The sequence below is a fragment of the Cupriavidus sp. 05T313 genome, assembly GCF_056396665.1.
Genome location: NZ_JBFTLX010000136.1, coordinates 16580 through 30590 on the forward strand (window position 1 = coordinate 16580; position 14011 = coordinate 30590).

Genomic DNA, 14011 nt, shown 5'->3' on the forward strand with positions numbered 1-14011 from the left:
TGGTTTCCTTGTCGAGATCAGGCAACCATCAGGCCGACGCCATAGAGCGCCACGCCGGCGCCCGCCAGCCGTGCCAGCCAACCGGCCTGGCGGCGCAGCGCGCCGCCCAGGCCGATGCCGGCCAGGTGCAGCGTCATGGTGGCGACAGCGAAGCCGCCGACATAGGCCACCACCGCGGGCAACGCGCCAGCCGTGGCCGGCAGCTCGGCGCCATGCGCGTAGCCATGAAAGACGGCGAAGCCCCCGACGATGGCCATGCCCGCCCACGCCGGCAGCCTGGCACGCAGCGCCACCAGCACGCCGATCACCAGCAGCGATGCGGCAATCATCGGCTCCACCAGCGGCAGGCCGAGGCCGCTCAGCCCGAGCGCCGCGCCGGCCAGCATCAGTGCAACGAACACAAAAGGCATGCGCAGCGCCTCGCGCGGCGAGCGTGCTCCCAGCGCGCTCCACACGCCCACGCCCGCCATGGCGAGCAAGTGGTCCATGCCGGTGAAGGGATGCAGCAGGCCCGCCCACAGGCTGGCGCCGACCGTGGCGGCATCGTGGCCGGGATGGGCGAAGGCCGCGGCGCTGGCAAGCGCCAGCGGGACACCCGCCATGGCGGCCCTGGCGGCGCGCGAGCGATTGGAACGGTTCATGTCTTGACCTCGTGTTTTCGTTCAGTGGTTCGGCAGGCCTGGCGTGCGCAAGCAAAGCGCTCGCCCGTCTCAGACGATCGGATGATGCACAGTGACCAGCTTGGTGCCATCGGGGAAGGTGGCTTCCACCTGGATCTCGGGGATCAGTTCGGCCACCCCCTCCATCACATCTTCGCGCGTGAGCACCGTGGTGCCTTCGTGCATCAGCTCGGCCACGGTGCGGCCATCGCGCGCGCCTTCCATGATGGCCGCCGTGATCAGGGCCACCGCCTCGGGATAGTTGAGCTTGAGCCCGCGCGCGCGGCGGCGCTCGGCCAGCAGCGCGGCGGTGAAGATCAACAGCTTGTCCTTCTCTCGCGGAGTCAGTTCCATCTTGGTATTCCCGTAGTTTCTTGTTCTGCATGTCCGGTACGCGGCCGGCAAGCGCCTACGTCGCCCACAGCCTCAGCGGCCTGGCGGCAACGCCGTGGATGGGCTCGCGCAATGCGCTCCATGCGCTTACCATCAGATGCCTGACCGCCTCCATCTGCGCACCCAGCACGCGCAGCAGCAGCATGGACTGGCCATCCTGCTCAAACCGCGTCACGCCGGCACGCAGGTCCGGCCCATACGGCAGCCGTTCGGCAAGCGCTTCGGCCAGTTCCTGCGTGGCACCCTCGCCCACCGCCCACAGCGTGCCCATCACATTGAGCCCATCCAGCCCGGCCACCGCATGCCGCAGCGCGGAGCCGGCGTCCAGTTGCGCGCTTTCGATCCACAGCGGGCGCGTACCGCCATTCACCGTGGTCTCCATGACCAGCGATCCGCGCGCCCACGTTTCGCCGCTGGCCTGGCGGCCCAGCACGACGGCATCCCAGCCGATCGCGCTGGCGCCGGGCGCCACCGTCACGGTGGTGGCAAGGCGCGCGTGCGCGTCGTCGAATACGATGTTTTCCTGCGGCAGCCAGTCCACCCGCGCGCCGGCTTGCAGCGTCAGCGTGACGCGTTGCGCGGCCTCGCGGCCGAGCGACTTGTACCACTTGGTGGCGCCGGGCGTCGCCAGCACCGCATGGGCGCCCGCCTCCACCGTCACCTCGATCTCCAGGCTGTCGCCGCCGGCCACGCCGGCGGGCGGATGCAGGATCACCACGTGGCAGATCGCCCCCCCTGCGCCCTCTGGATAGAGCGGCTTTTGCACCAGCAATGGCCCCCGGTGGCGGCGCTCGGCCAGCACACTGCGTTCGCCGCGCGCGGCAAACCGCAGGCGCAGGCTGGCCTCCCATGCGGGCGGCACGGCAAGGGTCGAAGGAAAGTCTGGATGACGCATGGGCGATGGAAAGGCGGACGCTGCCGGTGATGCGTGGCGCGCTCGATGCGGGCATCATAGCGCGGGGTCGGTGCGGCTGGAAGCGGTATTGTCGGCGCGCGGCATCTGGCGGATTGGCATGCTCTTCGCTACTGCCGACGCAAGCTCTCTGCCCCGGCAGCCGCTTTATGTTCAGCCACGGCTCTCTCGCCGGACAAACCCACGACCTCGCTTACACCGCGATCAGCTCCCGCACCCCCTCCTCTTCCATTCTTGCCCCCTCCCCTCTCGCCACCACCTCACCGCGGCTCATCACGACGTAGTGATCCGCCAGATGCCGGGCGAACTCGTAATACTGTTCCACCAGCAGCACCGTCATGCCGAACTCGTCCACCAGCAGCCGCAGCGCGCGGCCGATGTCCTGGATGATGGAAGGCTGGATGCCCTCGGTCGGCTCGTCCAGGATCAGCAGCTCCGGCTCGCTCATCAACGCGCGGCCGATTGCCAGTTGCTGCTGCTGGCCGCCCGAGAGATCGCCGCCCCGGCGCTGGCGCATGCTGCGCAACACCGGGAACAACTGGTAGATCCGGTCGGGCACGCCGGCCGGGCGCTTCAGGCTCGCGGCGCCGATCAGCAGGTTCTCCTCCACCGTCAGGCGCGGGAATATCTCGCGTCCCTGCGGCACGTAGGCGAGCCCGGATGCCACGCGCTCGTACGGCGGCTTCTTTTCCAGCGCGTGCCCCGCCCAGCTGATGCTGCCGCTCCTCGTGGGCACCACGCCCATCAGGCATTTGAGCAGGGTGCTCTTGCCCACGCCGTTACGGCCCAGCAAGGTCGTCAGCTTGCCTTGCGGCACCTCGAAGGTGACATTGCGCAGGATGTGGCTGCCGCCGTAGAACTGGTTGAGTGCATTGACCTGCAACATGGTTTGGTTTCCTTTATCTACGCGTGCGCGCTTACCGGCCCAGATAGGATTCGATCACGCGCTCCTCGCGCTTGACGGCGTCGAGCGTGCCTTCGGCCAGCACGCTGCCTTCGGCCAGCACCGTGACCTTGCCGCTATCGCCGGCCAGCGCCGCGACAAATTCCATGTCGTGCTCCACCACCATCATTGAGCAGGTGCCGCGCAGGCTGTTCAGCAGCTGGGCCAGTTGCATGGTTTCCTCGTCGGTCATGCCGGCCACCGGCTCGTCGAGCAGCAGCAACTGCGGTTGCTGCATCAGCAGCATGCCGATCTCGAGCCGCTGCTTCTGCCCATGCGACAGCATGCCGGCCGGGCGATACGCTTCATCTTCCAGCCCCGTCAACGCCAGCGTTTCCTCGATGCGGCGATGCCCTTGCGCCCCCAGGCGCGCCCGCAAGGAAGAGAACCAGCGCTTGTCGCCCTTCATCGCCAGTTCCAGGTTCTCCCACACCTCGTGCTGCTCGAACACGGTGGGCTTCTGGAACTTGCGGCCGATGCCGGTCTGCGCGATCTTGGGCTCGGTCATGCGCATCAGGTCGATGCTCTGCCCGAGGAACACGCGCCCGCTCACATTGGCATTGCGTGGCCCGGTCTTGCCGGTGATCACGTCCATCATCGTGGTCTTGCCCGCGCCATTGGGACCGATCACGCAGCGCAGTTCGCCGTGGTCGATCGACAGCGTGAGCTGGTTGAGCGCGCGGAAGCCATCGAACTGCACAGTCACGTCTTCCAGGTAAAGGATGGGACCGTGCGAGACATCGATGACGCCGGGCTCCAGCACGCGGCCGAGGCCGGTGGTGCCCCCGCTTTCCGCCTGCTGCGCTCCGAGTGCGGCGTTCATGCTTCACCTCCGCTGCGGGTAACTTTGGCCGGCGCGCCGGCCGATGTGCCTTGTGCAACCGGGTGCCTGGCACGCATGCCGCGCACGCGCTTGATCAGGCCGATCACGCCGTCCGGCAGGTACAGCGTGACCAGCACGAACATCGCGCCCAGCAGGAACAGCCAGTACTCGGCGAAATAAGCCGTGAACATCGTCTTGGCGCCGTTGACAAGGAAGGCGCCGATGATCGGGCCGATCAGCGTGCCGCGTCCGCCCACGGCGACCCACACCGCCATCTCGATGGAGTTGGCCGGCGACATCTCGCCCGGGTTGATGATGCCCACCTGCGGCACGTAAAGCGCGCCGGCAATGCCGCATAGCACCGCCGAGAACGTCCACACGAAGAGCTTGTAGCCAAGCGGGTTGTAGCCGGAGAACATCACGCGCATCTCCGCATCGCGCACCGCCGTCACCACGCGGCCAAGCTTGGAGGTGACGATGTAGCGGCAGGCGATAAAGCCGGCCAGCAAGGCAAGGAACGTCAGCACGAACAGCGCGGTACGGGTTTCGGGCGCGGCCACGGCAAAACCGGCGATGCGCTTGAAATCGGTGAAGCCGTTGTTGCCGCCGAAGCCGGTCTCGTTGCGGAAGAACAGCAGCATCGCGGCATAGGTCATGGCCTGCGTGATGATGGACAGGTACACACCCTTGATGCGCGAGCGGAAGGCGAAGAAGCCGAACAGCCACGCCAGCACGCCGGGCACCAGCACCACCAGCAGCATGGCGTAGCCAAGATGTTCGGTGCCATGCCAGAACCACGGCAACTCCTTCCAGTCGAGGAAGACCATGAAGTCCGGCAGGTCGCTTTTGTAGACACCTTCACGGCCGATGGCGCGCATCAGGTACATGCCCATGGCATAGCCGCCGAGCGCGAAGAACAGCCCGTGGCCCAGGCTGAGGATGCCGCAGTAGCCCCACACCAGGTCCAGCGCGATCGCGGCCAGCGCAAAGCACATGATCTTGCCGATCAGCGTCAGCGCATAGGCCGACAGATGCATCGGATGGCCTTCGGGCAACAGCAGCGCGCACACCGGCACGCCGATGCCCGCCACCAGCGCGATCGCCAGCAGCGCCGCCCAGCCGCGGCCCGAGAACAGCGGCTGGCGTTCCGGCACCGCCAGCCGGAATCCGGTCGCGGATTGTTTCGATGTTGAAGTCTGCATCATGCCTCCGCGCTGCGCCCTTTGAGCGCGAACAGTCCTTGCGGGCGCTTCTGGATGAAGAGCACGATCAGCACCAGGACAAAGATCTTGGCCAGCACCGCACCGTAGAACGGCTCGATGAACTTGTTGATAAGGCCCAGCCCGAAGGCACCGATGATGGTGCCCGCCAGTTGCCCCACGCCGCCCAGCACCACTACCATGAAGGAGTCGATGATGTAGGCCTGCCCGAGGTCGGGCCCCACATTACCGATCTGCGACAAGGCGCAGCCACCGAGCCCGGCAATGCCCGCACCGAACGCGAAAGCGTAGCTATCCACTTTCCAGGTGCGCACGCCCACGCAGGCCGCCATGGTGCGGTTCTGCGTGGTGGCGCGCACGAACAGGCCCAGGCGGGTGCGGTTGAGCACGGCCCATGCCACCGCCACCACCGCCAGCGCGAACACGATGATGATCATGCGGTTGTAGGGCAACACCATCCCCGGCAGCCATTCAACGCCACCGCTCATCCAGGAGGGATTGGCCACTTCCACGTTCTGCGCGCCGAACAGCGTGCGCACCGCCTGCATCAGCAGCAGGCTCACGCCAAACGTCGCCAGCAGCGTTTCCAGCGGACGGCCGTAGAGATGGCGCAGCACCAGCCGCTCCAGCACGAAGCCAACCACGGCCGATGCCAGGAACGATGCTGGCAGCGCAAAAAGCAGGTACCAGTCGAAGGCACCGGCGAAATGCGCCCGGAATACGCCTTGCACCATATAGGTGGCGTACGCGCCGATCATCAGGAATTCTCCGTGCGCCATATTGATGACGCCGATCAGGCCATAGGTAATGGCCAGGCCCAGCGCGGCCAGCAGCAGCACGCTGCCCAGGCTCAGGCCGGCGAAGAGGTTGCCGATGAGTTCGGCGCGGCGCTGGTCGCCGCGCAGGGCATCGAGCGCCTGCTGGGCGGCGCCTCGCAGTTCGGCGTCGGGCTCGCGGTATTTGCCGGCTTCGTCACGCTCCAGCAGTGGCTGCAGCTTCTGCCGGCTTTGCGGATTGCTGTCGCGCCCGAGAATATGAATGGCTTCCAGCCGTTCGTCGCGATTGCCCTCGGCCAGCACGATATTGGCCCAGATCACATCGAGCTTGGCACGCAGGCCGGCATCGGCCTCGGCCTTGCGCGCGGCTTCCACCACCGGGCGCGAGGCGCTGCCGGGCTGGTCCAGCAGCGTGTTGACGGCCTGCGTGCGCACCGCCGCATCGGGCGATTGCAGCAGCGTGCTGCTGGCGGCACTGTCCACCAGCGCGCGCAGGCTGTTGTTAAGGGTCAGCGCTTCGAGCGCATCGGGCTTGACCGTGACCGGTTTGCCGCTGATGGCGTCCACCAGCTTGTCGCCGTCCTGGCGCACCATGCCGACGCCGGGCGCGTATTGCAGCGTATCGTCTTGCAGCGCCTTGAGAATGGGGCCCGCCTCCGCCACCGGCGCCTTGGTGTGAAGCGAAAGAGAACGATAAGGGTCGGTGCATAAGGTTTGCGATCGCGCGCAGGAAGCGCGCGACCACCTTGGTCGGCGTGACGGGTTTTGCTTTGCGCCGCGGCCCTGAAGCGGCCCGCGGCAGTGAAACAAAGTCGGTTTGCTCCCCTCTCCCGAAGGCGGAGAACAAACACCGGACAGCTTGCGGGCGCGGTCTTCTCGACGCAGGCCCGCCCGCGGTCTTACATCACCTTGTCCGGCTTGCCTTCGTTACCCGCGATGAACGGGCTCCACGGCTGCGCGCGCACTGCCTTCGGCGTCTTCCACACCACCGTGAACTGGCCGTCGCCCTTGACCTCGCCGATCATCACCGGCTTGTACAGGTGATGGTTCTCGCCCATGGTCAACGTGAAGCCGTCCGGCGCCTTGAAGGTCTGGCCATACATCGCGGCGCGCACCTTGTCGGTATCGGTGGTGCCGGCCTTCTTCACGGCTTGCGCCCACATATGGATGCCCACGTAGGTGGCTTCCATCGGGTCGTTCGTCACGCGCTTGTCGCCGCCCGGCAGGTTGTTGGCCTTGACCCATGCCGCCCATTGCTTCTTGAAGGCTTCGTTTTCCGGGTTCTTGACCGACATGAAGTAGTTCCATGCGGCCAGGTGGCCCAYCAGCGGCTTGGTGTCGATGCCGCGCAGCTCTTCCTCGCCGACAGAGAACGCCACCACCGGCACGTCCTTGGCCTTSAGGCCGGCGTTGCCCAGTTCCTTGTAGAAMGGCACGTTGGAGTCGCCRTTGAYSGTSGAGATSACCGCSGTCTTGCCGCCTTGCGAGAACTTCTTGATATTGGCGACGATGGTCTGGTAATCGCTGTGGCCAAACGGCGTGTAGACCTCTTCGATATCCTTGTCCGCCACGCCCTTGCTCTTCAGGAAGGCCCGCAGGATCTTGTTGGTGGTGCGCGGGTAGACGTAGTCGGTGCCCAGCAGGAAGAAGCGCTTGGCGCCGCCGCCCTCCTTGCTCATCAGGTATTCCACGGCGGGAATGGCCTGCTGGTTGGGTGCGGCGCCGGTATAGAAGACGTTCTTGGACATCTCCTCGCCTTCATACTGCACCGGGTAGAACAGCAGTGAGTTCAGCTCTTCATAAACGGGCAGCACCGACTTGCGCGAAACCGAGGTCCAGCAGCCGAAGGTGACGGCAACCTTGTCCTTGGTGATCAGCTGGCGCGCCTTCTCGGCGAACAGCGGCCAGTTGGAAGCGGGATCGACCACGACCGGCTCAAGCTTGCGGCCAAGCACACCACCGCTCTTGTTGATCTCGTCGATCGTCATCAACGCCACGTCCTTGAGCGACGTCTCGGAAATGGCCATGGTGCCGGACAGCGAATGCAGGATACCGACCTTGATCGGCTCCTTGGACTGCGCCAATGCCAGCGGGCTAACACCTGCCGTTGCGAAGAATGCCGCGGCGGCTACCGCCGACAGTTTCAGCATGTCACGTCTTTTCATTGCAGCTCCCAGATTGTCGTGTTGGATAAGGAACAACGCACCCCGGGTACACCTTCTGCAACTAGCATGCCATGGCATACAAGCTTGTATACATGGTTGCACACACCGCCTGGCGAGCCTCCGGCGGCGGCCACGCGCCATGCCGCACCACGATAGTGCGGATACGTCACGCACCAAGCCAGTGCGGCGTCAGCGGCTGAATCAGATTGGGGCATCCGCCGGCGCGCATGCTGCGGCGTGACTTGCCCGAATCCCGAATCGGCTCTATGGTGGCCGTTCGCTTGCGCGCCGTGCCCTTGCCGCATATTGCGCAGACAAGCAGAAAACAGCACGACGGAGACAACCCATTGAACGCGTCAGCGGCGCCAGGGAACCAGATCGTCATCATCGGCGCGAGTGTGGCCGACATGTGCATGGGCATCCGGCTCAGGCAAGCCTGCATCGATACCTTCGTCGTCTTCGGGAATGCCGGCACGGTGGGCGGCACCTGGCGCGACAACACCTGTCCGGGCCGCGGCTGCGACATTCCCTCCCGCCTGCACCGCTTCTCCTTCGCGCCAAAGCCTGGACCGGTCCAGCGCATGCTTGCCACAGCCGGAAATCCCCGAGCGCTTCGGCCCGCTCGGGCACGTCCGCTATGGCACTGATCGCGCAGCACCTGGATTGAACGGAACCATCAAGCCGGCTTTTTGAACATCCCATCCCAACCAGCAACGCCTCCAGGCAAACCGATGACCACACTTCCGTCATACCAGCCACGCAGCGCCTGGGCCATGGCCTCGATGCTGACCTGGCTGTCGCTGATCAACTTCCTCGACAAGATCGTGCTGGGCATGGTGGCCGTGCCGCTGATGGCGGACCTGAAGCTGCCGCCGGCGGAGTTCGGCCTGATCGCCAGCAGCTTCTTCTGGCTGTTTTCGCTGTCCACCGTGCTGGTGGGATTTCTGTCCAATCGCGTGGCCACGCGCTGGCTGCTGCTGGCGATGGGCCTGTCGTGGGCCCTGCTGCAAATACCGCTGGCGCTGGCCACCTCGGCCATGACCATTCTCTTGTGCCGCATGCTGCTTGGCGCGGCCGAGGGCCCGGCCTTCCCGATCTCCGTGCATGCGTTATTCAAATGGTTTCCCGACCACAAGCGCAATCTGCCGGTGGCGGTGGTCAACCAGGGCGCGACGGCGGGCCTGCTGCTGGCGGGCTTGCTGATCCCGCTGGTGACGATGCATTGGGGATGGCGCGCCAACTTCATGATCCTCGCCGCCATCGGCGCGGCATGGAGTGCGATGTGGCTCTGCGTGGGACGCGAGGGGCCGCTGGCGCAGGCGAGCGACCGGCGCCCCGGCGCCGCGGCCATGCCCGTGCGGCTGCCCTATCGCCGCATCTTCCGCGACCCGACCGTGCTTTCCTGCCTGGCCATCGGCTTCTGCGCGTACTGGGCGCTGGCGCTGGGGCTGACCTGGCTGCCGGCCTACCTGGAGAAAGGCCTCGGCTTCGACCCGGTCACCACCGGGCGCTGGTATGCGGCCATCGTGGCCTCGGCCATGCCCGTCACGCTGATCCTTAGCTGGCTGTCGCAACGCATGTTGCGCGGCGGCGCGTCGTCGCGGCTGGCGCGCGGCGTGATCATCTCGATCGCCGCGCTGGTGGGCGGCTGCGTGTACCTGGTGATCGCGTCGGTAACGCTGCCCCCCGTCCCGAAGACCTTGCTGATTGCCGTGGCGGCATGCCTGCCCCCCGTGGGCTTCGCGCTGACGCCGGCGATGCTGGCGCAGATCGTACCGGAGGCCCAGCGCGGGAGCGTGCTGTCCATCCACACGGCGCTGATCACGCTGGCGGGCATCCTGGCCCCGGCCGTGGTGGGGCAACTGGTGCAGCGCCACGGCATGATCGGTGGCTTCGAAGTGGGATTCACGATCAACGCCATGCTGCTGATGGTGGCCGGCGTGATCGGCCTGTGCTGGCTGAATCCCGAGCGCTCGGCCAAGGCCCTGGCGGCGGCCACGCATGACATGACGGCGGCGCGCTCGCCCGCCTGAGCCCGGCCCCCGCTCAGCGGGCAAACCCCACCAGGCAGCGGCCGCCGCGCACCCGTTGCGGCGGTGGCCTTCAGTGATTACGAATAACGCCGGCTGATCGACTCAGCGACGCACACCGGCCGCTCGCTGCCTTCGCGCTCCACGGTGACTTCCCAGTTCGACTGGGCGCCGACCAGCGCGGGCGCGTTCGGCAGCGGCTCCAGTCGCTCCACCGACAGCAGCTTCACGCGGGCGCGCAGGCGGCTGCCCACCGGTACCGGCGCGGTAAAGCGCACACGGTTCAGGCCATAGTTGACGCCCATCTTGACGCCCGGCATGTCGATCGCGTTGTGCATGAAGGCCGGCAGCAGCGACAGGGTCAGGAAGCCGTGCGCTACCGGGCCGCCAAACGGAGACTCGCGCCGGGCGCGCTCCACGTCGACATGGATCCATTGATGATCGCCAGTGGCTTCGGCGAACAGGTTGACCTGCTGCTGGGTGATTTCAATCCAGTCGCTGACGGCCACTTCCTGGCCCTGCAGGCTTTCCAGTTCTTCGAGCGAAGCGATGGTACGCATGGTGTCTCCTAGTTGTTGTGATGGCCGGGATGGCCGGGATTCAATCGAGGTGCGTGCTGCCCCGGTGCAAGCGCTTTCAGGCTGGGCGGCGGCCGTACATACCCATGCCCTTGACGGTGCAGACCAGTTCGCCGCGCTGATTGGTGGCTTCCCACTGGGTGTGCACCACGCCGCGATCGGGCTTGGACGACGAGGCGCGCGCATCCAGCACGACCAGCGATACGCTCAGCGTGTCACCCGCGTAAACCGGCTTGAGCCAGCGGATTTCGTCCACACCGGGCGAGCCCATGCTGGCCGCCTTGCTGGTCATGTTGTCCACCAGCAGGCGCATCATGATCGAGCAGGTCATCCAGCCGCTGGAGATCAGGCCCTTGTAGATGCTCTTCTGCGCGGCATCCTTGTCGATATGGAAGGGCTGCGGATCATACTGGCGGGCAAAGGTGAGGATCTCTTCCTCGGTCACCAGGTGGGACCCCAGATCGCGCTTGCTGCCGACGCTAAAGTCTTCGAAATAGAGGGTGGGCATGAATGGCTCCGTCAACGAAAGCTATGGCGATGTCCATGTAGCGAGGACAATGCATAACAAAAAACCGCGCCTGGAACAACCGGCGCGGTTCTTTTACTCAACCTGGATCAGACCGTTTCCAGGAAACCGGGCTGTGTCGCAAAGCGGCCCAGGTGATGATCGACATCCCCGAAGGTCGTGTTGATCAGCGTCAGGCGCTTGAACATATGCGCCGCCGGCAGTTCGTCGGTGACGCCCATGCCGCCGTGGATCTGCACCGCTTCCTGGCCGACCGAGCGAGCCGCCTGGCCCACGCGTGCCTTGGCTGCGGAGGCGAWGCGCCGGCGTTCTTCCGGGCTGGCCTCGTCGAACTTGGCGGCGGCCAGCAGCGTGATCGAGCGCGATTGCTCGGCGTGGATGAACATCTCCACCATCCGATGCTGCAGCGCCTGGAAACGCGCGATCGGCACGCCGAACTGCTGGCGGGTCTTGGCGTATTCCAGCGTCGCCGCATTGAGCGCATCCATCACGCCCACCGCTTCCGAGCACAGCAGCACGGCGGCGTAGTCGGCCGCCTGCTCGATCAGCGCAAACGCGGCGCCTTCGGTGCCCAGCAGTTCGCCCGGCGCGTCCTTGAAGGTGATATCGGCRGCGCGCAGGTTGTCGATGGTGCGGTAGTCGGTGRTGCTGACGCCAGCTGCCTTCGGGTCCACCAGGAACAGCGAAATGCCATTGGTATCGGCATCGGCGCCGCTGGTGCGAGCCGAGACAACCAGCTTGCCGGCTTGCGCGCCGTGAATGGTCACGACCTTGCGGCCGTTGAGCTTGCCGCCCTTGGCCGTCACGCGCACGTCGTTGAGCGCATAGCGTGCATGCGGCTCATTGAAGGCAACCGCCAGCTTCAGCTCACCGGCGGCGACCTGCTCCAGCAGCGCGTCCTGGCCGCCGGCCAGCTTGAGCGCGTATGCGGCAACCACGGTGGCGAAGTACGGCTCGACCACCAGGCCGCGGCCCAGTTCCTGCATCACCACCATCATGTCGACGGGCGTGCCCGAGAAGCCGCCCTGCGCTTCAGGCACCGGCAGCGCGGTCAGGCCGAGCTCGACCAGAGCGCCCCAGGCGGCATCGCTATGGCCGGCTTCGGCCTTGATGCCCTTCTTGCGGGTTTCGAAATCGTAGTCTTTGTCGATGAAGCGGTGGACGGCGTCAGCCAGTTGCTTCTGTTCGTCGCTGAGATTGAAGTTCATATCGCGTGTCTCCTCACAGCCCCAGGATCATCTGGCTGATGATGTTCTTCTGAATTTCGTTGGACCCGCCGTAGATGGAGGTCTTGCGATAGTTGAAGTAGTAAGCGGCGAGCGGCGCGGCATCGTCATAGCCGGTCACCGCGTGCTCGTGTTCGCATTCCAGGTAGGCGGTGTCGAACGGCTGGGYATAGGGGCCGACGGCCTCCACCATCAGTTCGGTCAGCATCTGCTGGATTTCCGTGCCCTTGATCTTGAGCATCGAGGCCTCGGGGCCGGGGCCCTTGCCGGCGCTCTCGCTCGACACCACGCGCAGCACGGTCAGTTCCAGCGCCATCAGTTCGATTTCCAGCGCGGCAACCTTGGCGCCGAACAGCGGATCTTCCAGCAACGGGCGGCCGTTCTTCTGCTGTTGCTTGGCAACGCGCTTGAGGAAACCCAGTTCGCGCTTGGAGTTGCCCAYGCGGGCGATACCGGTGCGCTCATGGCCGAGCAGGTACTTGGCATAGGTCCAGCCGCGGTTCTCCTCGCCCACGCGGTTTTCCACCGGCACCTGGACGTTGTCGAAGAACACTTCGTTCACCTCATGCTCTTCGTCGAGCATGATGATCGGGCGCACGGTGATGCCCGGCGTCTTCATGTCGATCAGCAGGAAGGAAATGCCCTCTTGCTTCTTGGCTTCGGGATCGGTGCGGACCAGGCAGAAGATCATGTCGGCGTGCTGGCCGAGCGTGGTCCAGGTCTTCTGGCCGTTGACGATGTAGTGCTTGCCGTCCGAGGTCAGTTCGGCGCGGGTCTTCAGCGATGCGAGGTCGGAACCCGAACCCGGCTCCGAGTAACCCTGGCACCACCAGTCGGTGCAATCCAGGATGCGCGGGAGGTAGTACGACTTCTGCTCCTCGCTGCCGTACTTCATGATCACGGGCGCGACCATGGCCACGCCGAAGGGCAGCACGCCGGGTGCGCCGACGCGGGCATTTTCCTCGTCCCAGATATGGCGTTGCGTGGCGTTCCAGCCCGTACCGCCGTACTGGACCGGCCAGTGCGGCGCGGACCAGCCGCGGCCGGCCAGCAGCTTGTGCCAGCGCACCAGATCGTCGCGATTGGGGCGGCGGTGGTTCAGAATCTTGCTGCTGATTTCCGCCGGCAGGTTGGCCTCCAGCCAGCCGCGCACTTCGGCGCGGAAAGCATCGTCGGACGCCGAATAGTTGAGATCCATGCCCGTCTCCAGTGATGCCGGTGTGAGACCGGCAAATTGTTCTAGCTAGCGCGTCATGCGCCGGCAAGAGCACTGCCTCGGGCACAGGACGCTATTCAGTGAGCCGTCTGCTTGAGCGCATCCGGCACCACGAGCTGGAAAGTATCGATGCCTTCGTCGGCAAGCGCCTGCACTTCGTCCGGCGAAGCCGTTCCGCGRATSCCGCGTTCCGGYGCTTCGTCGTARTGCATGCGCCTGGCCTCTTCGGCAAAGCGTTCGCCCACGTCCTCGGTCTGYGCCAGCACCTGCTTTACCGCCTTCAGGTAAAGCGACTGCAGCGTTGCCGGCGCCGGGGCTTTCGCCTCGGCTGGCCTGCCAGCCGGCGCGGCGACCGCTCCCGAAAGATTCAGGCGCGGCGCGCTGGGCAGCCGGGTGATGGCATGGTCCTCGCAGACCGGACATTGGACGAGATTTTGCGAAATCTGCGATTGCGCATCGTCCTCCGAAGCAAACCAGCCCTCGAAACGATGGTCTTGCGCGCAGCGCAGGTCGAGCACCTTCATGATGTTTCCAGCCCGTCGA

The 14011-nt window shown here is 65.6% G+C and carries 14 protein-coding genes and 1 pseudogene; 1 reads left to right on the plus strand and 14 read right to left on the minus strand.

Going from position 1 to position 14011, the window contains the following annotated elements; all coding sequences use genetic code 11:
• Window positions 1–17: 17 nt before the first annotated feature.
• The 9 genes and pseudogenes from AC1DKD_RS25520 to AC1DKD_RS25560 all read right to left on the minus strand — a co-directional run bounded on the left by AC1DKD_RS25520 (window position 18) and on the right by AC1DKD_RS25560 (window position 8418).
• Complete coding sequence (locus AC1DKD_RS25520; protein WP_441630111.1) at window positions 18–641, minus strand: HupE/UreJ family protein; 624 nt, start codon at window positions 639–641, stop codon at window positions 18–20.
• A 69-nt stretch (window positions 642–710) separates the two neighbouring features.
• Window positions 711–1013, minus strand: coding sequence for an urease subunit gamma (locus AC1DKD_RS25525; RefSeq protein WP_035868631.1), 303 nt, complete (start codon window positions 1011–1013; stop codon window positions 711–713).
• Between the two features lie 55 nt (window positions 1014–1068).
• Window positions 1069–1947 carry an urease accessory protein UreD gene (locus AC1DKD_RS25530; RefSeq protein WP_441630113.1) on the minus strand — a complete coding sequence of 293 codons (879 nt, stop codon included), beginning with the start codon at window positions 1945–1947 and terminating at the stop codon, window positions 1069–1071.
• Between the two features lie 211 nt (window positions 1948–2158).
• Window positions 2159–2851 (minus strand): urea ABC transporter ATP-binding subunit UrtE, encoded by a 693-nt coding sequence (urtE, locus tag AC1DKD_RS25535; protein WP_035868638.1) that lies wholly within the window; start codon window positions 2849–2851, stop codon window positions 2159–2161.
• Window positions 2852–2882: 31 nt separating this feature from the next.
• A complete protein-coding gene (gene urtD, locus AC1DKD_RS25540) occupies window positions 2883–3731 on the minus strand; it encodes an urea ABC transporter ATP-binding protein UrtD (protein WP_441630117.1) in 849 nt (282 codons plus the stop codon).
• A complete protein-coding gene (gene urtC / locus AC1DKD_RS25545; RefSeq protein ID WP_477111100.1) occupies window positions 3728–4933 on the minus strand; it encodes an urea ABC transporter permease subunit UrtC in 1206 nt (401 codons plus the stop codon). The genes urtD and urtC overlap by 4 nt, the downstream gene beginning before the upstream one ends.
• A pseudogene (gene urtB, locus AC1DKD_RS25550) lies at window positions 4933–6405 on the minus strand (urea ABC transporter permease subunit UrtB); the annotation flags it as partial. The gene urtC and the pseudogene urtB, both read right to left, overlap by 1 nt.
• Before the next feature lie 221 nt (window positions 6406–6626).
• Window positions 6627–7892 carry an urea ABC transporter substrate-binding protein gene (urtA, locus tag AC1DKD_RS25555; RefSeq protein WP_477143851.1) on the minus strand — a complete coding sequence of 422 codons (1266 nt, stop codon included), beginning with the start codon at window positions 7890–7892 and terminating at the stop codon, window positions 6627–6629.
• A 166-nt stretch (window positions 7893–8058) separates the two neighbouring features.
• Entirely contained in the window at window positions 8059–8418 is a 360-nt protein-coding gene (locus AC1DKD_RS25560) for a hypothetical protein (protein WP_441630123.1), read from the minus strand.
• Between the two features lie 205 nt (window positions 8419–8623).
• Between AC1DKD_RS25560 and AC1DKD_RS25565 the strand changes: the two genes are divergently transcribed.
• Complete coding sequence (locus AC1DKD_RS25565; RefSeq protein ID WP_477143852.1) at window positions 8624–9925, plus strand: MFS transporter; 1302 nt, start codon at window positions 8624–8626, stop codon at window positions 9923–9925.
• 77 nt (window positions 9926–10002) lie between these two features.
• On the opposite strand, the gene AC1DKD_RS25570 is transcribed toward AC1DKD_RS25565, so the two are convergent.
• From AC1DKD_RS25570 to AC1DKD_RS25590, 5 genes are all read right to left on the minus strand, one after another.
• Window positions 10003–10482 carry a MaoC family dehydratase gene (locus AC1DKD_RS25570; RefSeq protein WP_035868658.1) on the minus strand — a complete coding sequence of 160 codons (480 nt, stop codon included), beginning with the start codon at window positions 10480–10482 and terminating at the stop codon, window positions 10003–10005.
• Window positions 10483–10558: 76 nt separating this feature from the next.
• Window positions 10559–11008 carry a MaoC family dehydratase gene (locus AC1DKD_RS25575; RefSeq protein ID WP_441630128.1) on the minus strand — a complete coding sequence of 150 codons (450 nt, stop codon included), beginning with the start codon at window positions 11006–11008 and terminating at the stop codon, window positions 10559–10561.
• A 107-nt stretch (window positions 11009–11115) separates the two neighbouring features.
• Window positions 11116–12234, minus strand: a complete 1119-nt coding sequence (locus tag AC1DKD_RS25580; RefSeq protein WP_477143853.1) for an acyl-CoA dehydrogenase family protein — start codon at window positions 12232–12234, stop codon at window positions 11116–11118.
• Between the two features lie 13 nt (window positions 12235–12247).
• A complete protein-coding gene (locus AC1DKD_RS25585) occupies window positions 12248–13450 on the minus strand; it encodes an acyl-CoA dehydrogenase family protein (RefSeq protein ID WP_477143854.1) in 1203 nt (400 codons plus the stop codon).
• 95 nt (window positions 13451–13545) lie between these two features.
• Window positions 13546–13992 (minus strand): DUF1178 family protein, encoded by a 447-nt coding sequence (locus AC1DKD_RS25590; protein WP_441630131.1) that lies wholly within the window; start codon window positions 13990–13992, stop codon window positions 13546–13548.
• Window positions 13993–14011: the final 19 nt, after the last annotated feature.

Bases quoted from the DNA above. Each gene is read 5' to 3' on its own strand.
- AC1DKD_RS25520 (WP_441630111.1), bottom strand. From the start codon at position 641: ATGAACCGTTCCAATCGCTCGCGCGCCGCCAGGGCCGCCATGGCGGGT.
- AC1DKD_RS25525 (WP_035868631.1), bottom strand. From the start codon at position 1,013: ATGGAACTGACTCCGCGAGAGAAGGACAAGCTGTTGATCTTCACCGCC.
- AC1DKD_RS25530 (WP_441630113.1), bottom strand. From the start codon at position 1,947: ATGCGTCATCCAGACTTTCCTTCGACCCTTGCCGTGCCGCCCGCATGG.
- urtE (WP_035868638.1), bottom strand. From the start codon at position 2,851: ATGTTGCAGGTCAATGCACTCAACCAGTTCTACGGCGGCAGCCACATC.
- urtD (WP_441630117.1), bottom strand. From the start codon at position 3,731: ATGAACGCCGCACTCGGAGCGCAGCAGGCGGAAAGCGGGGGCACCACC.
- urtC (WP_477111100.1), bottom strand. From the start codon at position 4,933: ATGCAGACTTCAACATCGAAACAATCCGCGACCGGATTCCGGCTGGCG.
- AC1DKD_RS25560 (WP_441630123.1), bottom strand. From the start codon at position 8,418: ATGTCGCAGCCGCGGCCCGGACAGGTGTTGTCGCGCCAGGTGCCGCCC.
- AC1DKD_RS25565 (WP_477143852.1), top strand. From the start codon at position 8,624: ATGACCACACTTCCGTCATACCAGCCACGCAGCGCCTGGGCCATGGCC.
- AC1DKD_RS25570 (WP_035868658.1), bottom strand. From the start codon at position 10,482: ATGCGTACCATCGCTTCGCTCGAAGAACTGGAAAGCCTGCAGGGCCAG.
- AC1DKD_RS25575 (WP_441630128.1), bottom strand. From the start codon at position 11,008: ATGCCCACCCTCTATTTCGAAGACTTTAGCGTCGGCAGCAAGCGCGAT.